Annotated in this window: 1 protein-coding gene; it reads right to left on the bottom strand. The window is 52.8% G+C overall.

Translation table 11 applies throughout. The features are described 5' to 3' along the window. Positions 1-42: 42 nt before the first annotated feature. Positions 43-229 (bottom strand): PASTA domain-containing protein (locus ACR9ZK_RS23865; RefSeq protein ID WP_481344376.1); only part of this gene is annotated, 187 nt, incomplete at its 5' end.

The raw sequence follows: 229 nt of genomic DNA, 5'->3' as shown, positions 1-229 counted from the left end.
GTATATCTCGATTCGGTATATCGCTTGGCTGGTGGGTGAAAACTAGACCACTGTCAGCGTCACGACGGATTCTTCCGGCACTTCGGTATTGACGGGACTCTGGTCCCGTACTGTTCCAAAGAAGCCTCCGAGGATCTTGTTGGTCTCTACCTTGAAGCCCAGCTTCTTGAGTTCTCTCTCGGCTTCCGCAGCCTGTTTCCCGCTGAAACTGGGCACCTGTCTCTTATAC

Source organism: Monashia sp. HAY1-5C, from assembly GCF_056755255.1.
This window is presented reverse-complemented; position numbering and strand designations above follow the sequence as displayed.